This window comes from Pseudomonas sp. SID14000 (assembly GCF_002165135.1).
Lineage (GTDB): Bacteria > Pseudomonadota > Gammaproteobacteria > Pseudomonadales > Pseudomonadaceae > Aquipseudomonas.
In genome coordinates, this window is record NZ_NFZQ01000185.1 from 1 (window position 1) to 380 (window position 380).

A 380-nucleotide genomic window follows, 5' to 3' on the forward strand; every position below is an offset into this window, starting at 1 on the left:
GAAGGTTGTCGACCTCATGGAGGCGCTGCAGGCCAGCCTCGCCGATGCCAAGAAGAGTCGCGGCGGGGACGCCACGGTGCACGACATCACCCCGGCGAAGAAGGCCACCGCCACCAAGGCCCCGGCCAAGAAGTCCTCGGCCCGCAAGACCACCGCCAAGAAGACCACGGCGACCGCTCGCAAGAAGTGACGAAGTAGCGGACCGCCGCGGAGCCTTCGGACACGGCCGGACCACGCGCATCGGGCCGGGCCCCCCTCGGGGAGCCCGGCCCGCGGCGTGTCCGGCGTTCGGCCGGCAGGTCAGAAGGTCTGGAGGGTCACCAGCGTGATGCGCGGGGCGCCGTCCGCGCCCGGGGCGGTCCCGGCGCGCACCCGCTGGC

1 pseudogene is annotated in these 380 nt (G+C 73.7%); it reads left to right on the forward strand.

The features are described 5' to 3' along the window. Positions 1–190: pseudogene (locus CAY82_RS27860) on the forward strand (hypothetical protein); the annotation flags it as partial. Between the last annotated feature and the right edge of the window lie 190 nt (positions 191–380).